The sequence below is a fragment of the Paenibacillus sp. JCM 18996 genome, from assembly GCF_055392555.1.
Window position 1 is genome coordinate 2,256,758 of sequence record NZ_AP043884.1, and the last position, 25,222, is coordinate 2,281,979.

Here is a 25,222-nt window from a genome sequence, read left to right on the forward strand (position 1 = left end):
GATATACACCCCTTTTAAGCTTCCTGATGTCCAAATCTTATTCCTGCTTATTTTATCGGTTATAGTCGGATTCTTCAAGATTTCCGCAGGAGTTCTTTGAGCACTAATGCAAATTCGAAATCAAGGCGCGGCTGCTGACGCTGCATCTCTATTGCCCTGCTCAAGAAGCCTTTTGTTTCTTCCTCCGAGTTGGGTCCCTAAATCAAGGGTATGAGACGAATCAGCTTCTCTCCAAACTTTGAAAATCTTTTGTCGCCTTAAACCGGTTCCTCATAAAAAACCACACAAGCAGAGGAGTGCTGCCGATCGCAAGGATCATCCAATTCATCGCGGCGGGCGAGGCCGAGAACCACACGACCACCAGAAATGCCAGCGTGCCGACGATTCTTCCCGCATTGAGGAACAGCTCCCGCATCACGATGTATTCCTCCCGCCTTGCAGCCGTGCGCTCATTCCTGCCAATGATATCGAACACAGTGGACGTCATCGGAATGCCGTAGAACGGCATAAACAAGGAGACTCCCACCCCGAACACCAGCAAGGTTATAAAATTAACGCGCCAAAAGAACGGCAGGATGACAAGCACGAGCATAATGGCGCCGACGAGCATCCCCTTTTTTCGATAGGCCGGTTTGTACCATTTTCCGATCAGCATAAAGCTGAACAAGGAGACCGCCGAGGTAATCAGCGAAAAATTGCCCAGCGACATTTCGTTTCCGGTATGGATATAAACCAGCAGCCCGATGAGGAAGCCAAAAACACCCTCACGGATTCCCTGCGCAAACAAGGCTGCGGCTATACTGCGCCAGGGGCTGTCCTTGGACTTCAAGCTGCGGAACGCCGCCGTCCAGCTGTATCGGCCGTTTACTTTGCGTTTTTTCAAAAAAAAGCTTACGATAACCCCGATAACAAAGATGATGAGGGAAGCGGTGAAGATCAGCCGGTAGCCCAGTGCATCCTCCATGCTCACAATGATAAACCCCGAGATCCATGGCGCGATCATGCCCGCAGCCGAGCCGGTGAGTCCCGCCCAGCCGTTAAATTGATCCCTCGTATGAGGAGTGGTCACTTCAAAATAAACAACGTTGAACGCGACCCAAAAAAAACCCGAAGCAATCCCCTGGATGCCGCCTAGCAGGAGCACATAGTTCACAGCATTGTTGCCAAGCCACAGCACCAGAGTATAGAACACGGCAGACACCGCCACCCCCAGCCTCAGGCTGTTCATTTTGTTGTGCTCTTTTACCCACTTGCCCGCGATGTAGAACGTGATCGCCATGGTGATATGGGTTGCGAGCGAGAACCAGCCGATGATCGACAAGTCGTTGCGCAGCTTCCATAAAAACACGCCTACGAACGTGCCCGACAGCGCATTGGCGGTTACGAACAAAGCGTTGACAATAAGCAGCAGCCAGCATTGGACAGTGAGCCGCTCGGTGTGTTTTTGTTTCTTGGCGTGTTCACCCGCTGCTTCTTCCGTCGAAAAGACATGTTCAGGCCCGGCCGGTTCTCTCCCCTTCGTCAGCCGCAGGAGCGGGGAATGGCGATCGGATGATTTATGAGACATTGGTTTATCCTGTACCCTTCTGTAGAATGATTTAACTTAACATTCCCGAATGGGTATAAAAATAGTCCGTTTTTCCAGACAAACAGCGTATTTGCCCGAAAAACAGACCTTGGTTCTACAAAGCCGATTTCCTCAGCTTCTCGATCAAAGCGAGCCGTGCCCCTTCGGACAGCAGATGATCCACTCTAAAACAGCTCGGACAGACATACACCTGCACTCCAAACGCGGACGGAAGCAGCGGCTGGCCAAGCAGGGCGGGAACGGCGGGCGTAAACTGGCCTTCGCCTGCCGACAGTTCTCCCGCGTGAAGCATAAATTCCCTGCAGTTGGGGCATTCCGGCGCTTCCTCCTGGAGGTCCGTCAACGACTGCGCCGCCGAATCGTAAGGGTCGGTTTCGAGAACCTCCTCTTCCCCGTCCAAATCCATGAATTCGTCATCCAAGGCGCGTCCGGTCCGGCCCCTCTTCGGCTGTTCCTCCTGCTCCCCGGGGGCAAGCTGATCCAAACTTAATACGCGATAATCCCCCAGCTCGTTATAGCAGTGAGGGCAGGTCTCCTCAGGGCCGATCTCCGGATCCCATGTGATCTCCGTATCGCACCAAGGGCAGACTTGCTTATTGTCAGCTTCCATTTCCTTTTTCCTCCGTAACCGTTCACTTCAAGTATGATTGCATGGCTCCGTTTCTCAGGATGCATGCTTTATAAAATAGTAAATGCCGACAGCGAAAAACACAGCCGAAAGCGCGAACAAAGTACCCCACAAATATTTCATCCCGTTAACCTCCATAGACTACCGGACCCTGCGGCCTGCTGCATCAGGTGACGCAAGCGCCCACAACATAGGACAAGGAGACCGACAGCGTCATCGACAGAAATCCCACCGCGCGGTTATCCTTTTGGATTTCTTCGTCTATTTTAAAATAAGGCGTCAGAAATTCAAAGATAAAATATGCGGCAAGCAGGAGCACAAAGCCGTAACTGGCCCAAACGAGAGCATGCAGGATGGAATCGTTGTTGAGAATGGCAAACCTGAACAAGTTGCAGATCCCGAACATTTTGCCTCCGGTCGCCATCGCCACGGACATATTCCCATTCTTTATTTCTTGCCAATCATTGTACTTCGTAACCATCTCAAACACGGCGAGAAAAATCACCAAAGCCAGCACCGCGATCGAGAAAAAAGCCAGTGTTTCCAAATATGGATTTGACATTATGGCGTCTACCCCTTCGACCTCATTTAGCATAGTTCACCTCTTCAGCAAAATCATGCAATACGCGATTCGATTAACGAGGCAATAGACCGGGGAGCAATGGTTCCCCAGTCTCTTGCGATTCGTCGGATAAGTTCGGTTTCCGAGCTTATTGCTGTTTCTTTTGCTGAACCTGGGCCTTCAGGGCTGCCAGTTCGTCCTCTACTCCGCTGCCTTTCTTCAAGGCGTCCAGCTCGTCATCCAGGCTGCGTCCCTTGGAGTTCATCTCGCGGCTCGCTTCGGCTTCCGCTTCCAGCTGAAGCACTTTCTCCGACATCCGGTCAAAGCCTTTGGCCGCGTTATCGGTACCGAAGCCGGACATCGCCTGGTTAATCTGCTTCTGGGCTTTGGCAGACTCGGCGCGCGCTACCAGAAGGTCTTTCTTGTTCTTCATCTTGTTATATTCGTCTTTCATCTCTTCCAATTGAGAACGCAGCTGATCGGCATTCGTCTTGGCATAGTCGTACTGCTTCTTGAACTCGTCGAATTTGATCTGGTGCTCTTTCTTGTCTTCCAGCGCACGGCGGGCCAAATCCTCATTGCCCTGCTCCAGAGCCTGCACAGCCTGCTGCTGGCGCTTTTCCACCAATTCCTGGGCTTCTTCGAACTGCTGCTTGAACTTCTTCTCGATCGCAATCTGCTTGGCTACAGCCACTTCCGCTTCCTGTATGTCCTGTTCCATATCCCGGAGGAATTGGCTCAGCATCTTCACAGGATCTTCCGCTTTGTCCAAGAGATCGTTTACCGAAGCCATCGTCAAATCACGCAATCTTTTAAAAATACCCATTTTTTAAGTTCCTCCCACAATGGAATTGAAATCTTGTTTTTCGTTCTGCTCATCATCGACACAGTTTCATACGCAGAGGAAAAATATTAGTTTCAAAAAATTTTATTTCAGCTCAACCACGGTCACGCCGGTTCCGCCTTCGTTGTAATTCCCCGTACGGTAGCTCTGGACGTGGCCGTGGCGGCGCAGATATTCCTGAAGGCCGGTTCTCAGCACTCCGGTGCCTTTCCCGTGGATCAGATAAACCTGGCCGAAGTTTGCGAGGAAGGATTCGTCGAGGAAACGGTCGACTGCGATATAAGCGTCTTCCAGGTTGTAGCCGCGCAGGTCCAGCTCCATCCGGGCGTTATCGTCTCGGGTGCGCTGCAGGGAAGAGGAGGACTTCGCCGCCTGCTTCGGCTTCTCGCCGGAGGAAATCAGCTCCACATCCTGTTTGTTCACCTTCATCTTCATGATGCCGATCTGGACGGTCACTTCGTTGTCGCCGGCAATATCGACGATGGTGCCTTTCTGGTTCAGGCTCGCCACCTTCACTTCATCGCCGGGCCTCAGCTGCTCGGCTTTCTTCCTGCCGCCCTTGCCCGGCGGCTGCTTGCCCCTTAGCTGCGGCTCCGCCTTGGTCAGCCGCCCCTTCGCGTCGATCAGATGGTGCTCCTTGATCGAGGCGGCTCCTTCCAGCGCCATCCGCCGCAGGTCGGCGATGACTTCGTCGGCTTCGCGCCGGGCCTTGGCCACGGCGTCGCGGGCCTCCCGCTCCGCTTTCTCGAACAGCTTGCCGCGCTGTTCCCGAAAGCGGAGCTGCTCCGCCTCGAGATCCCGGCGGAGCGCTTCTGCCTCGCGGCGCGCCTCCTCCGCGCTGCGTCGCTCGGCTTCCGCGGCCAGGCGGTTCTCTTCGAGAGTCGCGATCATCGTCTCCACACGCTGATCCTCTTCGGTCACCTGGCCGCGGGCATGCTCGATGATCGGGCGGGACAACCCCAGCCGCTCGGCAATGGCAAAAGCGTTGCTTCGCCCGGGCACCCCTACCAGCAAACGGTAGGTTGGGCTCAGGCTCTGCACGTCAAACTCCATGCTCGCGTTGATGATGCCTTCCCTTTCGAAGGCGTAGGCCTTCAGCTCGCTGTAATGCGTCGTAGCGATCATCCGGCAGCCTATCCGGTGGATGTGCTCAAGGATCGAGATCGCCAGGGCGGACCCTTCCGTGGGATCGGTGCCCGCGCCCAGCTCGTCGAGCAGAATCAGGCTTCTCGGCGTCATATCTTTAAGGATTGAAATAATATTCGTCATATGGCTGGAAAATGTACTGAGATTCTGCTCAATGCTCTGCTCGTCCCCGATGTCGGCGTAGATGCCGTCGAACACACAAAGCCGGGTGCCTTCCTGTGCGGGAACGAACAAACCGGTCATCGCCATAAGCGAGAGCAGCCCCACCGTTTTGAGCGACACCGTCTTTCCTCCGGTGTTCGGGCCTGTCACGATAATCGTGTTGAAGCCTTTACCGAGCTCTATGTCCAGCGGAACGACAGCCTCTTGGGGGATCAAGGGATGGCGCCCTTTTATAATGCGCATATAGCCTTGGTCGTTCAGCTCGGGAAGCACCGCTTTCTGCTCATGGGCGAGCCTCGCTTTCGCCGCGATCAGATCCAGCTCAGCAAGCGCATTCACATTGGCCAGCAGCGTTTCCACATGCTCCGCCGCCAGCGCCGTCAGCCTGGCCAGAATTTTTTCTATTTCGGTTTGTTCTTTGAACTTGAGCTCTCTCAGCCTGTTATTCAGCGGTACGACGGACTCCGGCTCGATGAAAAGAGTGGCCCCCGACGCGGACTGATCGTGGATGAGGCCGCCGAAATTCGACCGGTATTCCTGCTTCACCGGAATCACATATCTGTCGTTTCGGATGGTGACCAATACGTCCTGGAGCATCTTCTGCACCGAGGCGCTGCGGATCATCGACTCCAGCCGTTCACGTACGCGGGACTCATTCGTTTTGAGCTCCTGCCGGATTCTTGCAAGCTCGAGGCTCGCGCTGTCCATCACCGCCGCGTTGTCGTCAATGCACTCCTTGATCGCATCCTCAAGAGGCTTATGCTCTGTTATCGCTTCGCATCTCCGCCTCAGCAGCGGCAGCGGATGTTCATCCGAAACCGCCTCGATAAACCGCTTCAGCCTGCGGCCTCCCGAGATCGTAGTGGCAATATCCAGCAGCTCGCCCGGATTTAACGTTCCCCCTACGCGCGCCCGGTGCAGGGAACCCGTAATATTGCGGATGCCGCCGAAAGGAATGCCCCCTTTGAGCCGTTCGACCGCGTAGGCCTCGTCGGTTTCCTGCAGCCGCTGCTTCACCTGCTCAAAATCGCCTGTCGGTACAGCTTCCTCCGCTAATTTTTTCCCGAGGGAAGTGGAAGCGTGCGCGCTTAATTTATGTTGGATTTTGTGAAATTCGAGCGTCCTTAAAATTTTCATGTCCTGGACCTGCAATCCTCTCTGTGGATATGTCTGCTGATTCGAAGGCTGTATTTGTGTTTACTATTTTATCAATAAAAGTCATGATCATGGCGCTCTTGCAGTTACTTTTTTATTATATACAATGCCGCGGCAATAAGCTATTTTCCTTGGCTCGCTTGACACGGTTTCCTTATGAGATTAGCCTTCCGGAGGCACCCGCTTTCTTGTGCAAAGAACGCTAATAATTTTCTGCATTTTCGGCAACGCTATTTCTGCAAACCTATTCCCTGACTTTTCTTGGGGGCTCCTCCAAAAGGATTCGGAACAAGCTAAGAGGCAGCTTCACTTTTGGGGGAATAGCACGGCACACAAAAGAACAAGGAGGACAACAACATGCGTATCATTGCCCATATCATCCGCTTTATCGTGGCGGCCATCGTCTTGATGGTCACCAGCTGGATCGTTCCGGGTTTCACCGTCGGAGGCTTCGGCAGCGCCCTGCTGCTGGCTTTGGTTATCGCCTTGGTCAGTTACATCGTCGAGAACATATTCGGCAAAAGAGTCAGTCCATTCGGACGCGGGCTGGTCGGCTTCATCATCAGCGCCATCGTGATCTACGTGTCCCAGTTTTTTGTCGGAGGCGCAGCGGCTTCCATTCTTGGGGCCATCCTGGCCGCTCTGGTCATCGGGATCATCGATCTCTTCGTACCTACTCCGTTTGATGCCGCCAAGGGCAGACGCGCGTAGGGCAGCGGACCGGACAACAGCGGAACTTAAAAACAAACATTCCGCTATAACAACTTTTCGAGCATAAAAAACAAGCTTTCCAGTTAAAACAACCATTTCCACCTAGAACAACTATTCCAGCAAAAAACAACCATTCCAGCGGATTGGTTGTTTTTTATTGCGAAACTTCATCATTTGTCAACAGATTTTCCCCCTCGGCTGCGTTATAATGTTTGAGGATTGCTCATTTACCAATGAAAGGAAGCTGCCTCATGAACAAAGCATTAACCATTTTATCCGGTCTGCTGATCGTACTTCTGACCGCCTGCGGGAGCAAGGGATCCTCATCCGATACGGGTGCCGCTGTCAACGCCTCCAAGGAACTCGTGATCCACGCCAAAAATTTCGAATTCGACCAGAAAGAATACCATATCAAAAAAGGCGAAGCCGTGAAAATCAGCCTGGACAACACTCAGGGAGCCCACGGGGCGAGCATAGGCGGATTGAACGTACAGCTTGACGGAAATAAAAAGAGTCAAGTCGTCGTACCTGACAAAGAAGGCTCTTACGACATCATATGCAGCATTCCCTGCGGCTCAGGCCACGCTGCGATGAAATCGAAGATCGTAGTTGAGGCGTAGCGTTTCTGCCGATTGCCCCGCGGCATTAAGAGCGATGTTGGTCGTTGGCGCGTAGAGTCTCTCCCCGCTGCCACGCAGCTATGGGATCGAGTTTGGTCTTTGGCGAGTAGATGAATGCAGTTGGAAAAGTGAGCTCCGTTGTTCGGTGTCTTTATATTCTCCTTATAACAAGTAGCCTAGCAAGTGGAGCAAGTATAGTAAAGACGATTTTCTGCACAGACCATGGCGGATTTACCACCCGCTGTGGAGATTCGCTCTCTAACCATAATGAGGATTCAAAAAACGCTTTTTCAATTAAATATAAATCAACTTAAATGCTAAGGCTAACGGAGACGAAAAAAGACACCCTGCGGGCAGAGTGTCTCTTGATTAAAGGATGCCGGTCGTTGGCTTGACGACAAAACATTGGTGCGCTGCCAGCTCCACCAATTCTTAAGATAAAAGTACGCAATCGGTGGCTGGAAGACTGCCAATAAGCCTTGCATCGGCTTTTTCTCATATCCGGTTGCCGGATTCCGGCGGTTTCTTCTGTTCTTGTCGGGGGTTGGTACCGGTTTGCCAAAGCTGCTGCAATTTTTCGGAAACAACAGGAAGCTGTTTAAGCAAATATGGAGCCGTCCGGGACTCGGATAGCAGCTTTTCCGTCTGTGGGGAACCGATGAGAGCCATTACATTCAGTGCGACGATCACCAGAAGCAGCGATTCCAAAGCGCCCAACAGTGCTCCGCTCCAACGGTTGATAAAATTCAGTCCCGGCACTTTCACGATAATGTTAAGCATGCGGCCAATGAAGGACAGTCCGAATTTAACGATAAAAAAGATAAGTGCGAAGCCGATCGCATTGGATATGTAGGTTTCGAGGCTTAAGGTTTCAGTAAAAAAACGGTACTTCTCCTGCGATCCGCTGCCTTGAAAATGAAATACGCGCCGCAGCAAGGCTCCCGCCTGATCGTAGTAGCTGTATGCCGCCCACAAAGCGATGATAAGGCCGGTTATCGAGATCAATTGAATGACCAGCCCCCGCTGATACCCCCAAACCGCTCCCGCAGCGACAAGTATAAATATAATCCAATCCAGAATATAAAATCCGCCCATTAATTACTCGGACCGTCCACTTCCAGCAGTTGAATCCATTCGTTGTACTCGGATTGAAGCTTCTCGTATTCCGCTTTCAGCATCGCATATTCCTGCCTCCAGTGATCGTCGCCCGGCTGTTCTTTGGACGCCGCCGCTTGCTGGTTGGCTTCCTCCCGCTCCTTGGCGGCCGGAGCTTCATCCTTGCGGCTTTCACGGGCTTCTTCCAGCTCTTTTTTCATCATTAGCCAGTGCTCGCGGGCTCTGGCGAGCTCCTCTTCCATCTCATTGCGCTCTTGTCTAGCAAGCTCAGCCTCGCGTTCCAACCGGCTTAGCTCTGCCGCAGCCGCTTCCATCGTGCGCGCCATTTCGTTGCGCTGCCTTAGCGCCGTCTGCAGCTCACCGCGCAGCTCCTCGGCGGCCAAGTGGTGGCCGTCTTCGGCTTCGCGCAGCCGCTTTTCAGTCTCCGCCTGCTCACTTCGGAACGCCTCCAGCTCGCTTGTCAGCCGGTCCAGTTCATGGTCTCGCTGCATTTTGTGCTGGCGCAACAGCTCCAGCTCTGCGGCAGACTCTTTATGCTGCGACTGTGCTTGCTTCCACTTGCGCTCCAACTCGCTTAGCGAGTGCTCCGCCACATCGACCCGCGCACGCAGCGCACTCTCCGCCAAGCGGGCTTCCATCAGCTCCGCCTGCAGCTGCTTCGTCTGGCGTACGCGCTCAGCCTGTTGGCTGCGCAACGCCTCGAGCTCACGCGCTGAGTCGCCGCGTTGGCTCTTCGCCGCCTCGAGCCTGCGCTCGAGCTCGCTGCCCGCCTGCGCCGCTGCGTCCAGCTGCCGCTGCAGCTCGCTCTTCTCGCGAAGCGCCTCTTCCAGCTCGCCGGCCGCTTCGCCTTGCGCTCCCCGCGCCGCTTCCAGCTCGCCCAGCAGCCGCTCCGCTTCCAGCCGCCGCTCCGCAGCTTCCGCACGCGCCTCTTCCAGCTCGCCGGCCGCTTCGCCCTGCGCTCCCCGCGCCTCTTCCAGCTCGCCCAGCAGCCGCTCCGCTTCCCGTTGTCGCTCCGCAGCTTCCGCGCGCGCCGCTTCTGTCTCCTGCCGCAGCTTGCTGAAGTTCCCTTTCATCGACAGTAAATCGGCGTTGATCTTTCCTTTCTCGCCGCGTAAAATGTCGGCCTCCTGCTTATATTTCATCTGCTCGGCAAAAGACTCCTCCAGCTCCGCTGCAAGCTTTCCTTTCTCGCCTCTTAATACATCCGCTTCCAGCTTATACTGATCGCGGTCAGTCACCGCGGACTCCAAATCCGAGGCGAGCTTGCCGTTCTCCGCGCGCAGTTCCTCCGACTCCTGCTTGAGCCTGGCCCCCTCGGCGGCGGCACAGTCCAGGTCGCTCTTCAGCCGGCCCCGTTCGCCGCGCAGTGTGTCCAGTTCCTTGCGGAAGGCGGCCTGCAGTTGAATCGCTTCCTCCAGCTGTTCCTCCAAAACCGCTTTCTCGGACGCAAGCGCCTTAGCTTCCTCCGCTTGCTTGCCGGTTTCCTCCCGCAAAGCTGCGGCTTCCTGCTCCAAACGGTTTTTTTCCTCGAGCACGGTATCAAGCTGTTTTTTAAACTTCGACGCGCTATCCTGCAGCCTTACTTTTTCTTCGTCCGCAGCTTCCAAATCCTTCTTGGTCTGTCCCAGCGACTGCTCCAAAGCGGCCTTCCGCTCCTGAACAGCCTTCAGCTCACCGGATAAACGTCTCGTCTCCTGATCAAGCTTCGCTCTTTCGCCGCGTGCCGTTTCCAAATCCTTATTCAGACGGTCCGCCGCGATGGCTATCGAGCTCTTATCCTTATTGGCCGTGTCCAGCTCCGCACTGAGCCTCACAAGCTCCTGCTTCTGCTTGTCCTGCCGTTCGGCCAGCTGCTGCATTTTTGCCAGTTCGCTCTGGTGCAGAACCTTCAAGCGCTCATGCGCCTGCTTCAGCCTTTCCAGCTCCACACCCTGCTGCTCCAGCTGCTGCATTTTATATTTTAACTGCTCGTTCTCGTCATAACTTTTAAAATTCTCGTCCGCCATATGTACCGCAGCCAGCACGGCTATCCGAGGCACGTCCAAACGGGGGTTTGTCTTTGCGATTTTGCGCATTTGTTCGTCAACCAGCTCGGCCACCTGTTTCATGTAGCTTGGAGAGGTGTTTGCCGCCATTTTATATTGAACGCCGTATATGTCTACCGTCAGTCTCGTCTTCTCGTCCGAGTTCATCGAGATTCCTCGCTTTCCCATCGTGTATTTATATAAATGCCATCGTCTGTTGAAAAAAACTGGTCCTACCGAGTTATTAACTTCGATACGACCAGCCGGATTTCCTGCTGTAAATACAGGAAGTTTATGCTATTTACGCAGCTCCGCGCCAAAAGACCGTTCCAGTGCGTCAACCACTTTTGCGTGCAGCTCCGCCGCTTCTTCATCCGTTAATGTCCGTTCGGGATGACGGTAGGCTAGTGCGATGGCGATGCTCTTTTTGTCGGCTCCCAGCCGGTCGCCTGTGTAGATGTCAAAAACCTGCGAAGCCTCCAGAAGCTCGCCGCCCGCCTCTCTGACCTTGGCGAGCAGCTCGCCCACAGCCGCGCCGCGGTCCACAACAACCGCAATGTCGCGAGTAATCGCGGGGTAGCGCGGAAGCATTGTATATTCAATGTGAAAATTCGCGGCATCCATCAGAGGCGCGAGCTCCACCTCAAGAATGTACGTGTCCTCCAGGTCTTTTGCCGCCTGAAGCGCAGGATGCAGCTGGCCTATCCGGCCCACCGCCGTGGAGTCGCCCTCCGCACTCAGCCTGATTTCCGCCGTGCGTCCGGGATGGAAGCCTTCGGGCTGCGCGGCCCTGTATTCCAACCCTTTGATCCCCAGAGCATCTACGGCCGCTTCGAAAATGCCTTTCAAATCGTAAAAATCGGCTTTACGCGGCTTGCCCGACCAATGCGCGGGTTCCCTGCTCCCGGTCATCACGATGGAAAGCACCAGCTTCTCGGCAGGCAGATCTGCAAGCACGTCGCTGTCCGCGAGGAACACTTTGCTGATTTCAAAAAGCGCCAAATCGGCATTGTTACGGTTGCGGTTATAAGCGGCGGCTTCAAGCAGATGCGGGATCAGCGAAGTGCGCAGCCTGCTGCGGTCCTCGCTCATCGGCATCGCTAAAGCGACGGCCTTGGAGTCCGGGTAAAGCCCCGGGAACTGCTCCATATGTTGAGGATGGGTAAAGGCGTAAGTGACCGCTTCATGAAGCCCCGCTCCGGTCAGCTGCTCGCGCAGGATGCGGCGGAGCTTCTGCTCCTTGGTCAGCGAACCGGCGGTGGTCACACCATACATTAGAGTAGTAGGAATGTTGTCGTAACCGTACAGGCGCGCCACTTCCTCGATCAGGTCCACATCGCGGGTGATATCGCCGCGACGGCTCGGCACGTGAACCAGAAGCTCGCCGCCGCCGCTCTCATAAGTAAAATTCAAGCGGTCAAAAATCCGCTTCACTTCATCCAAAGTCAGCCGGGTTCCCAAATAGCCGTTGACTTTTTCCAGCTTCAGGGAAATATCAACAGGAGATGTTTCGGCGGTTTTCGCTTCCACGATTCCATCCGCCACCGTTCCTCCCGCATACTGGGCCATTAACCGGGCTGCACGGTTCAGTGCCGGAATCACGGCGTCCGGGTTGACTTCCTTTTCAAACCGCAGGCTGGCTTCCGAACGAAGGCCGAGCTGCCGGGACGTTCTGCGTACAGTGCCTCCGTCAAACTTGGCCGACTCGAGCAAAATTCGCTTGGTGCCGTCCGTTACTTCGGAGTTGGCTCCGCCCATTACACCTGCCAGGCCTATCGGCTTCTCGCCGTCGGCAATCAGCAGCATGTGCGGCTCCAGCTTTCTTTCTATGTCATCCAGCGTCACTAAGGCTTCACCCTCGCGGGCAAGGCGCACGTCTATGTGCCCTCCTGCGACTTTATCGGCGTCGAAAGCATGAAGCGGCTGACCGTACTCGAGCATCACATAGTTTGTGATATCCACAATGTTGCTGATCGGACGGATTCCCGCCGCCATCAGCCGGTTTTGCATCCATAGCGGGGATGGGCCGACAACGATATTTTCGATCAAACGGGCGCTGTAGTGGCTGCAGTGGCCGCCTGCACTGATATTCAAGGAAATGCGGTCGGAAGCTCGCACGCCGCCGGACTGAGACCCGGCCTCAGTGTCGGGGAGCTTCACTTCCCTATGGAGCACAGCACCCGCTTCATAGGCCGCTCCAATCATGCTCAAGCAGTCCGAACGGTTCGGAGTCAGCTCCAGCTCCAGCACTTCGTCGTCTATAGCGAGCACGTCCAGAATGCTCTCCCCCACCTGCGTATCCCCAGGCAGCACGAGAATGCCTTCCTGGATTTCCTTCGGCAGCAGCTTGTCGTTCAGGCCGAGCTCCTTGGCCGAGCAGATCATCCCCTGCGACTCGACTCCGCGCAGCTTCGCCCGTTTAATAGCGAGACCCCCGGGGAGCTTGGCGCCTGCCAGCGCTACGGGAACCTTTTGCCCGGCCTCTACATTCTTCGCTCCGCAGACGATCTGCAGGTCTTCCCCCTGTCCGGCGTCCACGATACATACGTTCAACTTATCGGCATCGGGATGCTTTTCACGGGATTTAACATAGCCGACCACGACCTTCTCCACGCCTTGATTGCGGCTTTCCACCACATCGACTTCAATTCCGCCGCGGGTGAATTTTTCGGCCAACTCTTTACCGGTATAACCGGTCAAATCCACATAATCGGATAACCAACGGTAGGATACTTTCATTTGTTTTCACGGCCTCCCTTCTAAAGATGCACAAACTGCTTCAAAAACCGCAGGTCATTGGTATAAAAATGTCGGATATCGTCCACGCCGTACTTCAGCATCGCGATCCGCTCCACGCCCATGCCGAACGCGAAGCCGCAGTATACATTCGGGTCGTAGCCGGCCATCTCCAGCACATTCGGATGCACCATGCCCGCCCCCAGAATTTCCAGCCAGCCTGTGTGCTTGCACACCCGGCAGCCTTCCCCGCCGCAGATGATGCAGGAAACGTCAACCTCCGTGCTCGGCTCGGTGAACGGGAAAAAGCTCGGACGCATGCGGATTTTCGTCTGCTTGCCGAACATTTCCTGCACGAACAGCAGCAGCGTGCCTTTCAGGTCGCTCATACGGATGCCGCGGTCGATGACCAGCCCTTCGATCTGCGTGAACATGTGGGAGTGTGTTGCGTCGTCATCGTCACTTCGGTACACTTTGCCCGGACAGATGATCTTCACAGGCACTTCGCCTTTCATCTTTTCCATCGTTCGGACCTGCACCGGAGAGGTGTGGGTCCTCATCAGAATCTCTTCCGTAATGTAAAAAGAGTCCTGCATATCCCGAGCGGGATGGTTCTTGGGGAAGTTCAACGCCTCGAAGTTGTAATAATCCTTCTCGACCTCCGGGCCTTCGGCCACCGTGTAGCCCATGCCCACAAAAATATCTTCCACTTCCTGGATCACCTTGCTCAGCGGATGAACCGCGCCGCGCTCGTTGGGACGTCCCGGCAGCGTAACGTCGATCGTTTCTTCTCTCAGACGCGCTTCCGTTTGCAGCCGCTCGTACTCGGCCTGTTTGGCCTCGATCACTTCTTCGATGGCTCCGCGCACTTCGTTCGCCACCTGGCCGATGACCGGCCGCTCCTCGGCGCTCAAACCACCCATTCCGCGCAGAATCTCGGTCAAGGGACCTTTTTTGCCCAAATACTTGATGCGCAGCTCACTCAGCTCCTGTTGGCTGCCGACTGCATCCAGCTCGCGCAGGGCCTCTTCTTTTAACGCTTCCAAACGCTCTTTCAATGAGATAACCTCCTCTTTTTTACTCCGCTGGCTCTGTTCCTTTCCAGTACATATACTCCGCTAGAGTCTTACGTTCCAACACAATGCGCAAAAACCAAAAAAGGCTCTTCCGTCCGGTAAGGGACGAAAAAGCCGTGGTACCACCCTTGTTAAGCCTTCATACCGACCAACGGATCAGTTGAGGGCTTCACTTTCATTCGTAACGGACGGTCTGTCCGGATTCCCTCTAATAAGGCGTATTACGCTCGTTCAAAGGTCTGCTCTGGAGCGAACTTCGGCAGCCTGTTTCTGTAGGAACGCTCTCAATCTCCGGCGCTCCCTCCCTGTAAAGAGGCACTGCTTACTTTTCTCCGTCAATGCATTTCAATGTTTTGTTGTTAACCATTATATGCAAAAGCTCACTGCGTTGCAAGCAGGCAAATGTGCACATGGCTTTATTTGGAGTGACAATCTTCTTCCTCTCTTTTCTGTTAATCATTGACGGAAACCCTGCTGCGAATTAAACTATGGATAATAAATGTCCACGCTTGCATCGGCTTTTACATATTTTTAACACGCTTTAATGCTTTTATTGTTAAAAGTGCTACAGAACCACAGGGTGCAGGCAAGTGCGATTATACCGGGAGGGGAACATTATTTTGAAAAAGAGAGTATGGTTACCGCTTGTCCTATCGGCAGCATTACTTGCTGCGGCAGGCTGCGGACAAAAGCCGGGGAACGGAAATACAAATACGGGGACGGACAGCGGGGCGAAAGGCGCAGAAAGCCAAAAAACGTATAAAATCGCCATTTCGCAAATTGTGGAACATCCTTCTCTCGATGCCACCCGCCAGGGCTTCCTTGCGGCATTGAAAGAGGCCGGCATCGAAGACGGCAAGAATCTGAAAGTAGATTACAACAACGCACAGGGCGATCCAACGAACAATTTATCCATCGCCCGGAAACTCGCTTCCGCAGATAACGATCTGGTTCTGGCTATTGCTACACCTTCGGCTCAAGCCGTGGTACAGCAGGTGAAGAAAGCACCCGTGCTGTTTGCCGCAGTGACCGACCCTGTTGCCTCCAAAATCGTAAACAATCTGGATAAGCCCGGTGCCAATGTCTCCGGCGCTTCGGATACGAACCCTGAGGCTATTACAAAGCTTATGGATTTCGTCGCCTCCAACTTTCCCAAGGTTAAAACGATCGGCCTTGTGATCAATGAAGGGGAGCCCAACGCAGTGATTATGGCCAAGAAAGCTGAAGAAGCGCTGAGCAAAAACGGAATCAAGCTGGTTAAGGCGCCGGTCACGAACACTTCGGAAGTAAAGCAAGCGGCGGAATCGCTCGCGGGCCGGGTGGATGCTTTCTATATAACTCTTGATAATACGGTTGTCAGCGGCGTCGATACGATCCTTAAACTTGCCAATGACAAGCACCTTCCTTTCTTCTCCAGCGACCGTGACACCGTGGAAAAAGGAGCTTTTGCCACGGTAGGCTTCAAATACTACGACCATGGTTACCAGGTTGGCCAAATGGCTGTGGATATCCTGAAAAACGGCAAAAAACCCGCCGATATGAAAGTTACCGTGCCTGACAAGCTGGATGTGATCCTGAATTTGAAAGCCGCCAAGGAGCAAAACATCCAGGTGACTGACGCTATGAAGAATGCAGTAAAAGACAAAGAGAAAAACATTATCCAGTAAGCCATACTCATAGGGGTGAGCGTCCCTGGCGTTCATCCCTTTTTAATTGGAACTTATTAATGGAATTATTTAATTACAGGAGGGTTTTAACAATGGCAGACTCCTTATTCGGAGCCCTGGAACTCGGTCTGCTGTATGCCTTGATGGCACTCGGCGTTTACATCACGTTCCGCATACTTGATTTTCCCGACTTGACCGTGGACGGCAGCTTTGCTACAGGAGGAGCCATTGCATCGCTCATGATCACCAAAGGTTTCTCCCCATGGCTGGCCTGCCTGGCCGCTTTTGCCGGGGGCCTCGCGGCGGGCGCATGTACAGGACTTCTGCATACAAAAGGTAAAATAAACGGACTTCTATCCGGAATTCTGATGATGATCGCTCTTTACTCGATTAATATGCGGATCATGGGAAAACCTAACATTTCCCTGCTCGGGTCCGACACTATCTTTTCCTCGGTTTCTCCGATGGTCCTTATGGTGTTTGTCGTGGTTTTTGTGAAACTGCTGCTTGACGCGTTTTTGCACACTGACCTGGGACTTGCCTTGAGAGCCACCGGCGATAACTCGCGGATGATCCGAAGCCTTGGAGCCCACACGGATAATACTACGATTCTGGGCCTCAGCTTGTCGAACGGGTTAGTGGCGGTATCCGGCGCACTCATCGCCCAACAGTCGGGCTTTGCGGACATCACGATGGGAGTTGGAATGATTGTCATCGGACTGGCTTCCGTTATTATCGGCGAAGCGATTTTCGGTGCCCGCAGCGTTTTTAGCGCGACTGTCGCCGCTGTACTCGGATCCATCGTGTATCGTATCGTCGTTGCATTTGCGCTGCGCGTGCAGTGGTTAAACGCATCCGATCTCAAGCTGATCACCGCCATTATCGTCATTATCGCATTAGTCTTCCCTTCGCTGCGGCGTACTTGGAAGCAAAAAAGCCTGGCCAAAAAACGCTCCGCCCAGCTCGCGGGTTTGTCGGCACAGCAAACGGGAGGTGAACGCTGATGCTTGAGCTTTCCAACGTCTCCAAATTATTTAATCCCGGGACCCCGGATGAAAAGATTGCGCTCATCGGAATCAATCTGAAGCTGAACCCCGGTGATTTCGTCACGGTCATCGGCAGCAACGGAGCCGGTAAGTCCACGCTGATGAACATCATATCGGGTGTCATGACGCCGGATACGGGCGAGGTGCGGATCGAGGGAAACGCAGTTCACCAACTGGCTGAATACATGCGCAGCCGCTGGATCGGACGGGTGTTCCAGGATCCGATGGCCGGCACGGCTCCCCGCATGACTATAGAAGAGAATCTGGCCATGGCCTACTTAAGGGGCAAACCGCGCGGGCTCCGTTTCGGAGTGACATCGAGAAAGCGCAAAATATTCCATGAGCAGTTGAAGCGGTTGGGCATCGGTCTTGAGCATCGTCTTCGGGCGAAAGTAGGATTACTGTCGGGTGGCGAAAGGCAGGCCCTCAGCCTGCTGATGGCTACGTTCACCCAGCCGCAAATTCTGCTGCTCGACGAGCATACCGCAGCCTTGGACCCTGCCCGTGCGGAATTGATCACACGATTGACTGACAGCATCGTTCGGGAAATGAAGCTCACGACACTGATGGTTACCCATAACATGGAGCAGGCCATTCGCCTCGGCAACCGCTTGATCATGATGGATAAAGGACGAATCATTCTTGACATAAACGAGCAGCGCAAAAAGAACCTGACCGTGGAGCAGCTGCTTGGGGAATTCGAGCAGATCAGCGGCCATAAGCTGTCCGATGACCGGGTTGTGCTGGGTTGATCGCAAAGAACCGTGAGGGAGTTGTTCCCTCACGGTTCTTTTAGGTTTTGCTCATATCTGCCGGAGTAATGCGCAAGCCTCTATCTCCCTTGATCTGTCGAGCAGTTCTCATCCGGTTTATCATCTACCGCGGGTTTCACGTCCAGGTCCATAGCTTTTTGGGAAACGATCGGCGCTTTTTTTGAAATAATGTCCTGGATTTGGCCTTTCAAAATATCCGACAGCGTGCCGAAAATTGCCTGGATGTTGTTGCCCACCTGCAGCACGCCGGCAGCGCCGAGCTCCTTTAGCCGGTTCTTGTCGACCTTGCCCGTTTCTTTCACCTGCACTCTAAGCCGTGTGATGCAGGCATCGAGAGAGGCGATGTTTTCTTCCCCGCCCATGGCGGAAAGCACCAGCTGCGGCAGATCGTGCCGGTTGCCCGCCGCCATGGCCCCGGCTTTTGCACCGGTTTTTTCGCCGCTTTTCGCACCTGTTTTCGCCCCGGTTTTGTCCCCGACTTTCGCACCTGCCGCTCCCTTCGCCGCAATCTCAGCGCCCGCATTCACATCCGCGCTCGCTCCATCTCCCTGGAACGCTTCGCGTCCCGGCGTAGCCAGGTTCCAATGACGAATGGCAAAACGGAAGCCAAAGTAATAAACGACGGCAAACACTAATCCTACCGGAATGACCAGCCACCAAGCAGTGCGGTTGGGAAGCACTCCGAACAGCAGGTAGTCGATCACTCCGCCGGAGAAAGTCATCCCGATCTTGACGTTGAGTATGTCCATGATCATAAAGGAAAGTCCTGCAAACAGCGCATGGATGGCAAACAGCACCGGAGCCACGAACAGGAACGAGAACTCGATGGGCTCCGTGATCCCGGTCAGGAAGGAAGTCAGCGCTGCCGACCCCATAATGCCCGCGACCACCTTCTTGTGCTCCGGACGCGCCTCATGGTACATAGCCAGAGCGGCAGCGGGCAGGCCGAACATCATAAAAGGGAATTTGCCCGTCATGAAAGTCCCCGCCGTCAGAGGCGCGGCATCCTTGATCTGGGCGAAGAAAATTTTCTGGTCGCCGCGCACCAGCTCACCGGCTTTATTCACATAGGAACCGAACTCGAACCAGAACGGCGCATAGAAAATATGGTGAAGACCGAACGGAATCAGCGACCTTTCAACTATACCGAACACGGGCGCGGCCACCGTCCGGTTCGATTCGATCATACTATGGGAGAATGCGTTCAACCCATGCTGAATCGGCGGCCAGATGACCGTCATCAGCATTCCGAGAATCAGCGACATTACTGCCGTAATAATAGGGACAAACCGTTTCCCCGCAAAAAAACCAAGGTAAGCCGGCAGTTGAATCGTAAAATATCTTTTATACAAAAACGCCGCCAGAATCCCGATTATAACCCCTCCGAACACCCCCGTCTGCAGGGTGCTGATCCCGAGTACATTCGCATAGGAGAAGTTTTTGCCGACCATCTCTGGAGTCACACCCATAATGACTCCCATGGTCACGTTCATGATTAAATACCCGATGATCGCCGCAATGCCTGCAACACCGTCTCCGCCTGCCAACCCCACGGCCACTCCCACGGCAAATAAAAGCGAGAGGTTAGAGAATATAATATCTCCGGCCTTCTCCATCACTCTGGCGACTATGTGTACGATCGTATTATCCAATACGGGCAGATGGGCGAGCAGAGCCGGATTCTGCAGCGCGTTGCCGATGGCCAGAAGAATTCCTGCCGCGGGCAGAATGGCTACAGGCAGCATGAGCGCTTTGCCGACTTTTTGCAATACGCCGAATATATTTTTCAACAAGGGATCTGCATCCTTTCCCGGTTACATTTTTGCTTATTATGTCCAGAATAGGAATTGTATACAGAAAAACATTGCTGAGTTAAATGGATAAAATCGATAAAACAAGCCACGCTATATCCATATAAAATGTCGGGATGGTGAGCAAGGATGAATTTTTTTGAGATAATCAAGGATGCGTTTCGCCCGTTTATCGATGGCGAGAAACCTCCCCTGCACGTGGGAGAAGTGATGAATCTTTGGTTTTATCTGACGGGCACTGAACAGACTTTGCGGGCTGACCAAATTTCATATAATATTGTGCAAGATGAGGACCTCAGGGATAAATTGGAAGATATCATCAATAATGTACACAAGCCGATGGTGCTTGAGTTAACTGATTTCCTGCGGATGGAAGGTGTGCCGCTGCCGGACTCCACTCCTCAAAAACCGGTCGGCGATTACCGCAGCATCCCTGATGGCGCTCGTTTGACTGACAAAGAGGTGGCTAATCTTATCTCCTATAACCTTGTTGTGGGTATGATGTCAGCCGCTCGGGGGATGACCGAATCCGTCCGTCCGGATGTCGCTGCGATGTTTGCAAAGTATCAAGCCGTAAAAATGACGTTTGGGTTAACATTTAAAGACTTAATGAAAAAGAAAGGCTGGCTGATGGTCCCTCCCTACTACAAACCGAATGACCAGACCCATTAATCTATGTATTCAAAAAGCTAGCTCCCGGTTGTCAGTCAGCCGGGAGCTAGCTTTCTTTTTATTTTCATTTCATATTCTGGATTGGCAAACCAAAGTATAACCAAAATAATATAATAATTCCAAAAGAAATAACCCATGCCAGTAATGGACGAAGATAATGCACCCGCAGCATCACAAAAAAAATAATGTTCAATAAAATGGACCACCATATATCCCAACCATTATAATGTGCTATACCTTTTATGGTGGTTAAGCTCGTGAATTCAATCGTTGTGTTAAATAAGACCCATGCAAAAATATATAATAATGGCTTTATTTTCCCGTTGGGGTAATTTCCAAGATACATCAAAACAATAGCCGGAAAATTAATAAAATCAATTCCTAGTGTTATTAAGGTATGATTTGAATAAATAAACTTGTCAAATGATACAGCATTGAACTTCCAAAGCGGATAATTATAACATAGAAAATTATATAATAGATCGCCGATTAAAAGATAAAGAATAGTGGGATAATACTTTCTCCAGTTCCTCCAATCCCCCCACCTCCAAGCAGCTAATATGAATAATACATTGAGAATGATATGCATTTAAACTTCATCCTTTAAATGTTAGATAACCTTTATAATTTACATAAAATAGGTATTTTAATCATGTTTGCTTTCCTCTACATGGCTCGGTTTCATTGGAAACAGCTAAGGCTCCGGTATTATCCCTACAAAATTTGTTCCTTCCCCCCGCCATTTTGCCCTTTAATACAGTACGTTCCTGAGCATTGGCATTACATTTATTGATTTCCAATCTACGCAGCGATTTACCTCTTCTCCAACTATCTCAGCAAAAGAGATAACTTAAAAAAAGTTATATACTGAGCCCCCTCCGAGGGATGCTCAGCATTCTCACCGTGAGTCCATGCGCTGCCAAGCAACGCAAAACGGGACCCGCATCGCTGCGCGGCCCCGTTTTGCGTTGCTTGCAATATAAACGACTTACAAATTTGCCCATTGCTCATAACATTTGGAGACAGAGCTCATATCTTCTTCGCTAAGTCCGGTGTTGCACGCCGTCTGAAACACCTGCTTGAGGGAAGCGGTGGACGGAAGCGGCAAGCGCAGCGAGTCCTCAAGCCTTGCAGCAACACCAAGATCGGCCCGCCATCGGCTTGCCCATAGTGCCTAGACCAATAAAACCGATGTTCACTTGTGCGCCCCCTCCACTACCGGAAACCAACCTGGCGCACGCATAATCGCGTGCCAGAGAGGGTCCGGGATCACTAGACGCTGCTGATCTTGCTTACTCAGCGTCGTCACGATGCCGGCTTCCTGGCCTTCCGCAACCTTAGCGACCCAATCCGGTTCCATGATCAGCTCGCGGCCCAGCGCAACTAAAGCGGAACCGGTCTGCAGCGCCTGTAAAGCCTCGTCGGGCGTATGAATCGAACCGACGCCGATCACAAGCGTCCGATTGGCGACTGTGTCGACAATCCATTCCAGTCTCGACTTGCTGTCGTCCGCCCCGACTCTAGGCTTGGACTGGAAGTCCATTAACGAGACATGGAGGTAATCCAGCTGCTTGTCTGCGAGCACATCAACCAGCTTTAGTGTATCGTCCATCGTGATGCCTTTCTCTTCCGGTTCCTCCGGTGAGAAGCGATACCCGACCACAAACGGCTTATTCGCATGAGCCGCCACGACTCGTTTCACTTCATCCACAACAGCGAGCGGGAACGTCAGGCGCTTATTCAGGTCCCCACCCCAGCGGTCGTTTCGGCGGTTCGTATGCGGGGAGAAAAATTGCTGGAGCAAGTAGCCATTGGCACCGTGAATTTCAACACCGTCGAAGCCCGCTTCAATAGCCCGCCGCGTCGTCTCGCCGAAATCGCGAACGATCGCTTCAATCTCCGCGTCCGTCAACGGTCTCGGTACGACGTTTCCGTTCTGATCCGAAGGAACATCGCTTGCACTGACGACATCGCCACCGGGAACCAGCTGTGGCGGACACATGCGTCCACCGTGGAAAATTTGCAGAAGAGCCTTCGCTCCTTGCCCCTTAATCGCGGAGGCAAGGCGCCGCAGGCTTGTAATCATATCATCGGTATCAGCGCCGAATTCGCCGGCAAAACCTTTACCGTTGCGAGTGACGTATGTACATGCGGTTATTACCATACCTGCACCGCTCGAGCGGCGAACGTAGTAGTTGACCTCAGCATCCGATACCGTGCCGTCCTCATGGGATGACCAGTTGGTCATCGGCGCCATAACAATTCTATTTTTCAGTTGAATACCGCTTCTTAGGGCAATCTCTTCAAATAATGGCTTGTATTTCGCGTTCATACCTGTATCCCCTCCAAATGTGTTATGGCCCCTGTAGTATGTTCTAAGACAGGGAAAATATGTAACAATGTTAAAGCACATTCTTACAAAACTTTCTTTAAGAAACTAAGTATTATTATAATAGTATCAATTTATATTATCAACTTGTGGGTACAGCGGAGATTGAGCCGATCCCAATTGTAGTACCGGTTTCATTATTCCGCTTTTGTTTAGCACACTATAAATCTGCTTTGCATTTTATATAGAGAATCTAAATAGAAAGAGGTGATCGGAATGGCTCATGTCAAAGCTGTTCATCAGCCTGATTTAGTATTGATCAGTTGGACAAGAAACCCTCTGGTTCCCGGTTCTGCACGCAGGATTATTGCTGCTCGTGTTATTGGCAGTGCTAAACCCTGCAGGTCTAAGTTGGTACCCAATGGATTGCTCATCAATGCCTTAAACTGCTTATTAGACCATGATATTGGTTTTAAAGTGGTATTCCAGAAAAAAACGTCAAATGTCAGTGGATATACGTTGTTACAAAGAAATTAATAGTTTCTTTGTAAGGGGGCAGCGAAAACACTGCTCCTTTATTCTTGTATTGGAAATTACGATTTTCGGTGGCTGTGGATAAATGTTGGTTTAACTCATCCGCTGGGAGATCTTGTTTTTGGCAAATCCCCTCTATTCCAATCCAGAAGATCACCTTTGCGCCCCCTGCGTTATAGTTGTGTTGGATCGATTCAGCTTCAGCGGATTTTCCCCTGCTTTACGGTCTGAGCACTTGCCGTGCAGTGTGGCAACGCGCCGGGAGAATCGCGGGATGGGAAAAATTAAAGGGAATTCTCCATTTAATTTGACTCTGATTTGGTTAGAGATGCATTTAACTGGAAAAGTTCCATCAAAATCAGCGGTTATTCTAATATTTGGCCGGAATGGGGTGAATTAACGGGAGATTTTCCATGGATATGGATAGGAAGGCAATCAAACTGAGCAAATGTCAGCATATTTTCCTGTTAATCAAAGCAATCCAGCATGCCACGGGCCAGCACACAACCCTTTCACCATTGCCTCGCAAAGAAGGGAGCGGCCAGCCTTCTGTACATAACTTTTTCCGCATCAAGATCGCCGTCTTATGATCAATTCTTCAAAATGACGCTCTATTTCTTTCGGCCGGAACGGCCAGCCAAGTCAGTTAACACATCGTTTCTATGTTTGTCGAGATGGATTCTCAAATTAGCCATGGCCAGAAATGATTTATTCTATATCCATCGTAGACTGGACACTGAATCAACACTCACTATTCAACCAGGCGAGAGATTTTACATTTTTAGTCCACCGAGAGAAACAACATTTCGTTTAAAGTAACAACGAAGGGGGTGCTGCTTGATCGTGAGAATTGATTCAGTCCCATCGACCATTTGCTACAGAGATAATGCAGGATGCGGAAGACGGTCATGATGCACTCCTTTTGTGAAACGGTGGTTTAACTTGTGCCCCTTATGGATCAAATTATGCGCCGTCACCGGTTGATCTGGCTCGAGAAAAAATGCAAAAACTTTCGTCCCCCAACCTGTCCCCAAAAGCGGATGATGATAGGCTTTTATCAGGCCGAACACAAGGCTTTATAAACAACAAAAAAAACCCTTGCTGCACAAGAGTTTCGGCTATTGCGTATGTATGGAGCGGGTGATGGGAATCGAACCCACGCTACCAGCTTGGAAGGCTGAAGTTCTACCATTGAACTACACCCGCAATAACGGATGGTCGGGACGACACGATTCGAACATGCGACCCCCTGGTCCCAAACCAGGTGCTCTACCAAGCTGAGCTACGTCCCGTTATCCTGATAGTGTCTCTTAGAGACAAAAAATAATATAACACGCGTCGGTCCATTTTGCAATGACTAATTTATTCCTATTTCAGTCCGCCCAACGCGGGCAGCGGGTAATAGCGGAACATGACTTTCCCGATTACACGGCTTTTGTCGACGAAAGGAACCGGGTTGCCGTCCTTGTCCTTCCACAGATGCGAATCCAGGCTGTCATTGCGGTTGTCGCCCAGGAAGAAATATTGATTCTCCGGCACAGTGACTGGCCCGTAGCTGTAGTTGATTTTATCCTTCATATAGGGCTCCTGAACAGCGGCTCCGTTGCGGTAAAGGGTACCGTTCTTCACTTCAATGGTATCGCCCGGCAGTCCGATCAATCTCTTGACGTAATGCTCCGTTTCTTGCCCCGGCACCGGCGGATAGAACACTACGATATCCCCAAAAGCGTACTGCGACGCAGGTTCCACTTTCTCTACAAACAGGCGGTCGTTCACCGCTATGGTCGGCTCCATGGAGCCGGACATCACCTTCATTCCCTGTGCCACATAAGTGTTAAACGTAAACGAGACGATAATGGCTATGGCGATGCTGGGAAGCCACTCCTTTGCCCACTTCTTCATTCCGAGGTTCCTCCCCGATATTTTTTAAACAGTATAACGCAAGGATACTGCACGAACATTAAAACAACGTGAAAAGTCAAACAAACTCTCGTGAGCTCCTTCGCCTGTTCCTATTTTTTG

19 protein-coding genes, 2 tRNA genes and 1 pseudogene are annotated in these 25,222 nt (G+C 52.3%); 7 read left to right on the plus strand and 15 right to left on the minus strand.

The annotated features are described in order from the left end of the window. Positions 1 to 220: 220 nt before the first annotated feature. The 5 genes from ACZ5N7_RS11140 to ACZ5N7_RS11160 form a co-directional block, all read right to left on the minus strand. Positions 221 to 1,567: an MFS transporter gene (locus tag ACZ5N7_RS11140; protein WP_464654246.1), complete on the minus strand. Its 1,347-nt coding sequence runs from the start codon at positions 1,565 to 1,567 to the stop codon at positions 221 to 223. Between the two features lie 115 nt (positions 1,568 to 1,682). Continuing rightward, positions 1,683 to 2,198 carry a hypothetical protein gene (locus ACZ5N7_RS11145; RefSeq protein ID WP_464654247.1) on the minus strand — a complete coding sequence of 172 codons (516 nt, stop codon included), beginning with the start codon at positions 2,196 to 2,198 and terminating at the stop codon, positions 1,683 to 1,685. A gap of 184 nt (positions 2,199 to 2,382) precedes the next feature. After that, the gene (locus ACZ5N7_RS11150; protein ID WP_464654248.1) at positions 2,383 to 2,811 is read right to left on the minus strand and encodes a DUF350 domain-containing protein; all 429 of its coding nucleotides are present in this window, start codon (positions 2,809 to 2,811) and stop codon (positions 2,383 to 2,385) included. A gap of 115 nt (positions 2,812 to 2,926) precedes the next feature. Further along, positions 2,927 to 3,604 carry a PspA/IM30 family protein gene (locus tag ACZ5N7_RS11155; protein WP_464654249.1) on the minus strand — a complete coding sequence of 226 codons (678 nt, stop codon included), beginning with the start codon at positions 3,602 to 3,604 and terminating at the stop codon, positions 2,927 to 2,929. Positions 3,605 to 3,706: 102 nt separating this feature from the next. Next, positions 3,707 to 6,067, minus strand: a complete 2,361-nt coding sequence (locus ACZ5N7_RS11160; RefSeq protein ID WP_464654250.1) for an endonuclease MutS2 — start codon at positions 6,065 to 6,067, stop codon at positions 3,707 to 3,709. 375 nt (positions 6,068 to 6,442) lie between these two features. Here ACZ5N7_RS11160 and ACZ5N7_RS11165 point away from each other — a divergent pair, with 375 nt between their 5' ends. Both ACZ5N7_RS11165 and ACZ5N7_RS11170 read left to right on the plus strand, forming a co-directional pair. After that, positions 6,443 to 6,796 carry a phage holin family protein gene (locus tag ACZ5N7_RS11165; protein WP_464654251.1) on the plus strand — a complete coding sequence of 118 codons (354 nt, stop codon included), beginning with the start codon at positions 6,443 to 6,445 and terminating at the stop codon, positions 6,794 to 6,796. A 251-nt stretch (positions 6,797 to 7,047) separates the two neighbouring features. Next, the gene (locus tag ACZ5N7_RS11170) at positions 7,048 to 7,416 is read left to right on the plus strand and encodes a cupredoxin domain-containing protein (RefSeq protein WP_464654252.1); all 369 of its coding nucleotides are present in this window, start codon (positions 7,048 to 7,050) and stop codon (positions 7,414 to 7,416) included. 495 nt (positions 7,417 to 7,911) lie between these two features. Here ACZ5N7_RS11170 and ACZ5N7_RS11175 read toward each other — a convergent pair whose 3' ends face one another. From ACZ5N7_RS11175 to pheS, 4 genes are all read right to left on the minus strand, one after another. Next, entirely contained in the window at positions 7,912 to 8,511 is a 600-nt protein-coding gene (locus ACZ5N7_RS11175; RefSeq protein WP_464654253.1) for a CvpA family protein, read from the minus strand. Further along, positions 8,511 to 10,724, minus strand: a complete 2,214-nt coding sequence (zapA, locus tag ACZ5N7_RS11180; RefSeq protein ID WP_464654254.1) for a cell division protein ZapA — start codon at positions 10,722 to 10,724, stop codon at positions 8,511 to 8,513. The genes ACZ5N7_RS11175 and zapA overlap by 1 nt, the downstream gene beginning before the upstream one ends. Before the next feature lie 129 nt (positions 10,725 to 10,853). Beyond that, the gene (gene pheT / locus ACZ5N7_RS11185) at positions 10,854 to 13,295 is read right to left on the minus strand and encodes a phenylalanine--tRNA ligase subunit beta (protein ID WP_464654255.1); all 2,442 of its coding nucleotides are present in this window, start codon (positions 13,293 to 13,295) and stop codon (positions 10,854 to 10,856) included. 20 nt (positions 13,296 to 13,315) lie between these two features. Beyond that, entirely contained in the window at positions 13,316 to 14,350 is a 1,035-nt protein-coding gene (gene pheS, locus ACZ5N7_RS11190; protein ID WP_464654256.1) for a phenylalanine--tRNA ligase subunit alpha, read from the minus strand. A 638-nt stretch (positions 14,351 to 14,988) separates the two neighbouring features. Here pheS and ACZ5N7_RS11195 point away from each other — a divergent pair. The 3 genes from ACZ5N7_RS11195 (at position 14,989) to ACZ5N7_RS11205 (ending at position 17,833) form a co-directional block, all read left to right on the plus strand. After that, the gene (locus ACZ5N7_RS11195) at positions 14,989 to 16,035 is read left to right on the plus strand and encodes an ABC transporter substrate-binding protein (protein ID WP_464654257.1); all 1,047 of its coding nucleotides are present in this window, start codon (positions 14,989 to 14,991) and stop codon (positions 16,033 to 16,035) included. A gap of 92 nt (positions 16,036 to 16,127) precedes the next feature. Beyond that, on the plus strand, positions 16,128 to 17,039 hold the full coding sequence (locus ACZ5N7_RS11200) for an ABC transporter permease (protein ID WP_464654258.1): 912 nt from the start codon (positions 16,128 to 16,130) through the stop codon (positions 17,037 to 17,039). After that, on the plus strand, positions 17,039 to 17,833 hold the full coding sequence (locus ACZ5N7_RS11205) for an ABC transporter ATP-binding protein (RefSeq protein ID WP_464654259.1): 795 nt from the start codon (positions 17,039 to 17,041) through the stop codon (positions 17,831 to 17,833). Before ACZ5N7_RS11200 ends, ACZ5N7_RS11205 begins: the two co-directional genes overlap by 1 nt. A 188-nt stretch (positions 17,834 to 18,021) precedes the next feature. On the opposite strand, the pseudogene ptsG reads toward ACZ5N7_RS11205, so the two are convergent. Next, positions 18,022 to 19,644, minus strand: a pseudogene (gene ptsG / locus ACZ5N7_RS11210) (glucose-specific PTS transporter subunit IIBC); the annotation flags it as partial. Positions 19,645 to 19,794: 150 nt separating this feature from the next. On the opposite strand from ptsG, the gene ACZ5N7_RS11215 reads away from it, so the two are divergent. Further along, positions 19,795 to 20,337: a DUF3231 family protein gene (locus ACZ5N7_RS11215; protein WP_464654260.1), complete on the plus strand. Its 543-nt coding sequence runs from the start codon at positions 19,795 to 19,797 to the stop codon at positions 20,335 to 20,337. A 64-nt stretch (positions 20,338 to 20,401) separates the two neighbouring features. Here ACZ5N7_RS11215 and ACZ5N7_RS11220 read toward each other — a convergent pair whose 3' ends face one another. Together ACZ5N7_RS11220 and ACZ5N7_RS11225 are read right to left on the minus strand one after the other, a co-directional pair. Continuing rightward, positions 20,402 to 20,926: a CBO0543 family protein gene (locus ACZ5N7_RS11220; RefSeq protein WP_464654261.1), complete on the minus strand. Its 525-nt coding sequence runs from the start codon at positions 20,924 to 20,926 to the stop codon at positions 20,402 to 20,404. A 606-nt stretch (positions 20,927 to 21,532) separates the two neighbouring features. Further along, positions 21,533 to 22,669, minus strand: coding sequence for an NADH-dependent flavin oxidoreductase (locus ACZ5N7_RS11225; RefSeq protein WP_464654262.1), 1,137 nt, complete (start codon positions 22,667 to 22,669; stop codon positions 21,533 to 21,535). 273 nt (positions 22,670 to 22,942) lie between these two features. Between ACZ5N7_RS11225 and ACZ5N7_RS11230 the strand changes: the two genes are divergently transcribed. Next, positions 22,943 to 23,203, plus strand: coding sequence for a hypothetical protein (locus ACZ5N7_RS11230; RefSeq protein WP_464654263.1), 261 nt, complete (start codon positions 22,943 to 22,945; stop codon positions 23,201 to 23,203). A 1,129-nt stretch (positions 23,204 to 24,332) separates the two neighbouring features. Here the strand turns inward: ACZ5N7_RS11230 and ACZ5N7_RS11235 are convergent. The 3 genes from ACZ5N7_RS11235 to lepB all read right to left on the minus strand — a co-directional run bounded on the left by ACZ5N7_RS11235 (position 24,333) and on the right by lepB (position 25,102). Continuing rightward, positions 24,333 to 24,406: transfer RNA gene (locus ACZ5N7_RS11235), tRNA-Gly, on the minus strand. 9 nt (positions 24,407 to 24,415) lie between these two features. Further along, a tRNA-Pro gene (locus ACZ5N7_RS11240) sits at positions 24,416 to 24,492 on the minus strand. 76 nt (positions 24,493 to 24,568) lie between these two features. Next, positions 24,569 to 25,102, minus strand: coding sequence for a signal peptidase I (gene lepB, locus ACZ5N7_RS11245; protein ID WP_464654264.1), 534 nt, complete (start codon positions 25,100 to 25,102; stop codon positions 24,569 to 24,571). Positions 25,103 to 25,222: the final 120 nt, after the last annotated feature.